Origin of the sequence: Intestinibacter sp., from assembly GCF_034113885.1 — a bacterium.
Taxonomy (GTDB): Bacteria; Bacillota; Clostridia; order Peptostreptococcales; family Peptostreptococcaceae; genus Intestinibacter.
Window position 1 is genome coordinate 1 of the sequence record NZ_JAXEWM010000090.1, and the last position, 7,340, is coordinate 7,340.

5 protein-coding genes are annotated in these 7,340 nt (G+C 32.4%); all 5 read left to right on the plus strand.

Translation table 11 applies throughout. The features are described from left to right. Positions 1–194 precede the first annotated feature (194 nt). Entirely contained in the window at positions 195–1,085 is an 891-nt protein-coding gene (locus tag SPD90_RS05250; RefSeq protein WP_320924528.1) for an energy-coupling factor transporter transmembrane component T, read from the plus strand. Beyond that, positions 1,058–2,755, plus strand: a complete 1,698-nt coding sequence (locus SPD90_RS05255; RefSeq protein WP_320924529.1) for an ABC transporter ATP-binding protein — start codon at positions 1,058–1,060, stop codon at positions 2,753–2,755. The genes SPD90_RS05250 and SPD90_RS05255 overlap by 28 nt, the downstream gene beginning before the upstream one ends. After that, on the plus strand, positions 2,716–3,627 hold the full coding sequence (locus SPD90_RS05260; protein ID WP_320627076.1) for an ECF transporter S component: 912 nt from the start codon (positions 2,716–2,718) through the stop codon (positions 3,625–3,627). Before SPD90_RS05255 ends, SPD90_RS05260 begins: the two co-directional genes overlap by 40 nt. A 145-nt stretch (positions 3,628–3,772) precedes the next feature. Continuing rightward, entirely contained in the window at positions 3,773–5,440 is a 1,668-nt protein-coding gene (locus SPD90_RS05265; protein WP_320924530.1) for a fibronectin type III domain-containing protein, read from the plus strand. Positions 5,441–5,672: 232 nt separating this feature from the next. Further along, the coding region (locus SPD90_RS05270) for a DUF4430 domain-containing protein (RefSeq protein ID WP_320924531.1) at positions 5,673–7,340 on the plus strand (1,668 nt) is incomplete at its 3' end.

Here is a 7,340-nt window from a genome sequence, read left to right on the forward strand (position 1 = left end):
AAAGACAGTATGTATTTTTAAACTAAGGTTCACCTTAGTTTTATTTTTTGTCTAATTTTAAAATACTAAAGTAGTATAATTTACGCCTTAAAGTAGTAGAACTTATATAGAAAGTAGTACTACTAAAGACTATACTTTTTAATGCCTTTTTATGAGATATAATTATAGAAAAAGGGGAATAAGGAGGAAAAATCTTGATAAATTCATTTAAATCATATCATCCACTGGTGAATTTCTACTATTTTTTTGTAGTTATATTATTTAGTATGTTTTTTATGCATCCTATACTTTTGATTATATCTTTTGTATCGTCGTTTATATATTCAGTGTATTTGAATGGGAAAAAAGCTCTTAAATTTAACATATTATATATGGTGCCTTTTTTAGTTTTTGCGGCAGTAATAAATCCTGCATTTAGCCACCAGGGAGTGACAATAATTTGGTATTTTAGTACAGGAAATCCTTTGACTTTGGAATCTATAGTATACGGTGTGGCTTCTGCTATGATGTTTACTTCAGTCATACTTTGGTTTTCTTGTTACAACGCCGTTATGACATCTGACAAGTTTATATACCTATTTGGTAGAGTTATTCCTGGATTGTCTTTGATTTTTTCTATGGTACTTAGATTTGTACCTAAATACAAGGCTCAAATCAAGGTTATTTCTAATGCACAAAAATGTATAGGAAGAGATGTTTCAAATGGAAATATAATAAGAAAGGCAAAAAATGGGATCAAAATAGTATCTATTATGGTAACTTGGGCTCTTGAAAATGCAATAGAGACAGCTGATTCTATGAAATCTAGAGGATATGGACTAAAAGGAAGAACTAGCTTTTCAAACTATAGATTTGATAATAGAGATAAAATAGCTTTTGGAACGATGGTGTTTTTTACGTTGATGGTTATAATAGGGGCTTTTCAAGGGAGAAATTCTATGCAGTACTTCCCAAATATGCAACTGTTGAAAATAACTGCTTTTAGCGTATTTGAGTATTGCTGTTACTTTTTTCTTTGTATTACACCTATAATTATGGAAATCATGGAGGAGATAAAATGGAGACATTTACAATTAGACAATTAGACTTTTCATATCCAAATATGAAGAAGAAGGCTCTTAAAAAAATAGATTTAAGTATAAATGAAGGTGAATTTGTAGTTATCTGTGGAAAATCAGGATGTGGCAAAAGTACGCTTATGAGACATTTAAAAACTGTCCTTACTCCTTTTGGAGAGAGAGATGGAGAAATTTACTTCAAAGGTGTAAACCTAGACGATGTAGATGACAGAACCCAAGCATCTCAGATAGGATATGTTTTGCAGAGTCCAGAAAATCAAATAGTTACAGATAAGGTATGGCATGAGCTAGCATTTGGACTTGAAAGCTTAGGATATGATAATAAAACCATAAGACTTAGAGTGGCTGAAATGGCTAGCTTTTTCGGAATACAGAATTGGTTTATGAAAAATGTAACTGAGCTATCTGGAGGTCAAAAGCAGCTTTTAAATTTAGCCTCAATTATGACTATGCAGCCAGATGTTTTGATTTTAGACGAACCTACAAGTCAGCTAGATCCAATTGCAGGTAGTGAATTTTTAAAAACTATAAAAAAGATAAACGATGAATTGGGAACTACTATTATAATTTCAGAGCACGATTTAGAAGAGGTATTTCCAATGGCAGATAGAGTAATCGTAATGGATGAAGGTAAGATAATTATAGACGATGAGCCTAGAAATGTAGGTTCAAAGGTTAAAAGATTAAACCCAGATATGTTTGAAGCAATGCCCACACCTGTTAGGATTGCATCTTTATTAGGTTCAGATAAAACACCTATTACAGTAAAAGAAGGTAGAAAATTTATAGATAGCTTGTATCTAGATTACAAGCCTGAGTTTGTCAGAATTGAAGACAACAGAGAGATTGATGATAAAAATAATAATCAAATAGCAGTTAAGATGAAGGATGTGTGGTTTAAGTACGAAAAGGATGGAAAGGATGTTGTAAAGGACTTGAGCTTTGAGGTTAAAAAGGGAGAGTTTTTCTGTCTAGTCGGAGGCAATGGTACAGGAAAGAGTACGACTGTATCTTTGATTAGCGGAATAAATAAGCCTTATAGAGGTAAAATCGAGCTTTTCGGAAAGAAGATAACTGGATATAAAAATAAAGAGCTATTCGATCATAATTTGGGAATTCTACCACAGGATCCACAGTCTTTATTTGTCAAAAAGACAGTTAGAGAGGATTTAATGGAAATTTTATCTGGAAGAGGTATCAAAAAAGCCGATAGAATAGACAAGGTAGAAAAAATTTCAAAATTAATCGAGATAGAAGATTTACTAGAGCAGCATCCATATGATTTAAGTGGAGGAGAACAACAAAGGGCAGCACTTGCAAAGGTGTTACTACTTGAACCAAAGCTTTTAATATTAGATGAGCCTACAAAGGGTCTAGATGCTGGATTTAAGATAAAATTTGCTCAGATAATAGAAGAATTACTAAAGAGAGGTGTGACTATAATTATGGTCTCTCATGATATAGAGTTCTGTGCTAGATTTGCACATAAATGTGCACTATTTTTTGATGGAAATATAGTGACATCAAATACACCTAATAAATTCTTCAGTGGTAACAATTTCTACACTACTGTTGCAAATAGGATGACTAGACAGGTATTTGAAAATGCAATAACATGTGAGGATGTGATAACTTTATGCAAGGCGAACGAAGCTCAAATGCAAACACTAGCTTAATAGATCAAATATACGATGAGATATTGATAAATGAAAATAAAATAAAAGTAAATACAAAGAAAGTATACAAAGCATCTGAGAAAAAGCAAGAAAAAAAGAAAAGATCAAGCAGATATTACTACACAAAGGCAAGAGACAAGGCAAGAAAAAAGACTGTCAAGGATACTAAATTAAGCAAAAGAACATTGATGGCGTCGTTTATGATACTTGTAGCTATACCTATTATAATATTTCTAGGTATAACATTAGGTAATGATAGAAAATACTACATAGTCAGCTTGGGAATAATAGTCTGTACTATGGTGCCATTTTTCATGGTATTTGAGGATCGTAAACCACAGGCGAGGGAGCTAATAATTATAGCAGTTTTGTCGGCTATAGGCGTTGCTGGTCGTGCAGCATTTTTTATGCTTCCTCAGTTTAAACCAGTTGTAGCTATAGTCATAATTTCAGCGGTATGCTTTGGAGCTGAGGCTGGATTTTTAGTAGGTGCTATGACTGGGTTTGTATCTAATTTTTTCTTTTCGCAAGGACCTTGGACACCTTGGCAGATGTTTAGCTTCGGCATAATTGGATTTATTGCAGGTATACTATTTAAAAAAGAAAAATTAGAAAAAAGAACAATTAGCTTGTGTATTTATGGAGGACTTTCTACCTTCTTCATCTATGGATTCTTACTAGATACAGCTACATGGCTTATATTTCCACAGGGAACAATAACACTTCAATCAGTTATACCAATATATTTAAGTGGTGTTCCTTTTAATTTAATACATGCGGCTGCCACAGTTATTTTCTTGGCAGTAATAAGCAAGCCTATGATTGAAAAATTAGATAGGATAAAGGAAAAGTACGGACTGATAGAGCCTTAATAAGTATTATAGAAAGTAGTATAAAGTAGTAGAAAAGTAGTAGAACTAGTAGTATTTTAGAGTAATCATTTTGCCAATTTATTGATAATTGATTTTATAAAATTTATAATCAAAAAGAAGCAAATAATTATAAGGGGTGAGTTGAGTGAGAAAAAAATACGGTATTTTCAAAAAAATAACATCTATGTTGATGGCATTTTTAATGGTATTATCGGTTGTGTTTATATCTCCAAAGGAAGTCGATGCAGCCACACCTAAAGGATATGTAACTCTATCTATGGAGAAATTTACCTTAGGCTTAGGGTATATTATAGAGCCTGTGAGAGTACCTTTTTATGAAGGTGATAATGGTGCAGATATAATAACTAGGGTGATGGATGATTATGGATATGAATACGACTATACAGGTGCAATAAATGATACATCTGGAGTTGTAGGAAGTACATTTTATTTAGCAGGTGTAAAAGATGAGGATTACAGAGACGCCGAAATTCCGCAGTATATTTTAGATGAAATCAAAAAAGATGATGGAGACCTTACTGGAAGAGAACAAGAAGGATGGTTAGGAGAATTTGATTATACATATATGTCAGGATGGATGTACTGTGTAAACAATGTATTCCCTAATTATGGCGCTAGTTCATATAAACCTAAGGACGGAGATGTAATACGCTGGCAATTTACTGTTTGGGGATATGGAGCGGATATAAGTGATAACAGCCAATGGGGTGAAGCAAATTACTTAGATTATGCAAATAAGGATAAGCTTACAAAAAAAGTTGCTGAAGTAAACAGTGCTACTAATAAAAATAAATTATTATCTAATAGTGCAGTTAAAAACGCTTACAACAATGCTATGAATATACTACAGGATATGACAGCTAGTCAAACTAAGGTGGACAAAGCTTATAGTGAATTAACTAGCGCAGTAAATGAAGCATTACAAGAACCAACACCTACACCAACTGTTAATAAGGTTGAAGGATTTAAGGTGACATCAGCTACAACATCAAAAGTAAATTTAGCTTGGAATAAAGTAGACGATTGCAATGGATACAAAATTTACAGATATTATTCAAGCAGTGATAGTTTTAAATTAATAAAAACTATAGACAGCAAAAATACACTTACCTATCAAAATACAGATAGAACATCTGCAACTACTTATAGATACAAAATAAGAGCGTACAAAGTAGTAGATGGAAAGACAATATACTCTGATTACTCAGATGAAGTAAAAGCTACTACAAATCCTCTTAAACCTAAATTTGCATCTAGTACTGCGACAAGAGATAGCGTTACTTTAAATTGGAACAAAACATCAAGAGCAGATGGATATGAGGTTTATAGATATAGTACAAGCAGCAAAAAATACAATCTTATAGGTGAAGTTGATAAGGATACTACTACTTATACTGATTCAGGCAGAAGCTCTGCAAGTATATACACATATAAAATAAGAGCATATAAATTAGTAGATGGTGTAAAACACTATTCAAACTACTCAGATAGCTTAAAGGTTGTAACTAAACCTCTTACACCAGTAGTTACATTAAGCTCAACTATAGCAGGAAAGGCGACAGTTACATGGAGTAATACAAGTAGTAGAAATACAGGATATAAGGTTTATATGGCCACATCAAAAACTGGAACATATAGCTTAATAAAAACTACTACATCTAAGAGCTACACAAAGACAGGACTAACAAAGGGAAAAACTTATTATTTCAAAGTAAGAGCATATAGAACTGTAGATGGAAAAAATATTTACAGCGATTATAGTAGTGTAAAATCTATAAAAGTTAAAAAATAATTTAAAATAGCAATCAACCCTTAAAGTAAAAATATATCAGGTAAAAATTGACTGTTAAACAACATGTTTTCAGTCAATTTTTATTTTTGAATATAGTGAATTAAAAGAGGTATTTTAAGTAGTAGTACTTATATTAAAAGTAGTAGAACTAAGTAGTAGTACTAAAATCATACTTTTTAATAGCTTTCTTTAAATTATAATTATATTAATAAACAAATATGGGGGGAAGAGGATGAAGGAATTATTTAGAAATTTTAAAAAGATCGCAACATCGTTTTTGGCTATATGTCTAATCTTATCGATGTTGCCTCTACAAGTATTTGCAGAAGATACGACTACAGATGAAAATATTACTGTACAAGTATCTGTAGAAAATAATATTTTTTTAGAGGATGCTGGAAATGGAGAGCCTGCATTTACAGGTGAACTTGTAAGTACTACCGTAGAGGTTCCTAAAGGAACAAGCGGACTTGATGCTTTTAAAAAAGCACTTGATAAAGAAAAAATCGAGTACGAAGAAAGCGGCGGTTATGTTTCTAGTATAGGTGGTTTATCAGAATTCGATGGTGGAAGTGCAAGTGGATGGATGGTTACAATTAACGATTGGTTTACAAACACAGGAATTGGTGATCAAGTAGTAGAAGATAATGATGAAATCAGATTCATGTACACTTGCAATTATGGAGAAGATTTAGGCGGTTCTTGGAGCAATAATGATAAAACTTTAAAAGCCTTGAAGACAGATGTAGGAACTTTATCTCCAAAGTTTTCAAGTGATATTAAAGCATACGAATTAAAGGTTCCAGAAGGCACAAAACAAGTAGTAGTTACACCAACAGCTACAAATAAGAATTTCCAAGTAAGAGCGAGTGTAGGCGATACTGAATACAAGAGAATTCAAGCTATACCAGTACAAGATAAAACTGTTATAACTGTAAAATGTGGAGATCCAGACTGGCCAAGCATGAATAATCAAGCAGGTGGAACAGCTAGTGAAACTCCAGCTGAAACTTACAAAATAACAGTAGTAGAAGAAAAATCATCAGATGAAGATATCGAAGGCAACTATGGTGAAACAATAGATACTCTACCAGATGATTTTGCAAACGATTTATGGTTACAATACGACTTTAAGGAATTAAAATCTGGAGACACTGCTACTATATATCCAAGAAGAGTTCCACAAATAGTAGACAATCCAATAAATAACAATATAACAAGACCTGATTTTAATTTTGAAATAATAAAAGGTGACAGCATTACTTTAGATACAACAAAAACTACTGACAAAGCTACAGTAACAGCAGTTAAAGAAGGAACATCAATAGTAAAGGTTACTTACGACGCTGTAGGAGATAATGGTGCATCATCAATAGTAAATACAGCATACGTTGTATACGATGTAGTAGGAGATACTGATACAGGAATAACTATAGACTCTAACATAACATTGACATCTTACGACACTATATACTATACAGAAGGAAAATCTGTAGATTATACAATAAATCCTACTGTAGAAGGTGCAGATGAAGTAGAAGTTACATGTAATGGAAAAGCTATAGAAAAAACTGATGATGGATATGTTCTTCCACTTGAAAACAGAAGTAACATAATAGGCATAATAGCAAAAAACGATAAAGGAACAAAGAAATACTACAAAGTAATAGATGCTAGAAAGATAGAAATATCAGTAGTCAATGCAAGTAGAGAAGGAGAACCTCTACAAGCTGGAGATACTGCAAAAATTAGCTTCAAAGGTATTACACATCCAGTATATAAATTAGCTACTATATACAACCCAACTTGGCTTCAAGAATCATGGGGAAATAAAGGTACTTTTGTTGAATATACAAATGATACAATAGGTACTGTTAAAGGATATTGTAAACAATACGAC

Excerpts from the sequence above, each read along its gene's own strand:
- SPD90_RS05260 (WP_320627076.1), top strand. The coding sequence starts at position 2,716 with ATGCAAGGCGAACGAAGCTCAAATGCAAACACTAGCTTAATAGATCAA.
- SPD90_RS05255 (WP_320924529.1), top strand. The coding sequence starts at position 1,058 with ATGGAGACATTTACAATTAGACAATTAGACTTTTCATATCCAAATATG.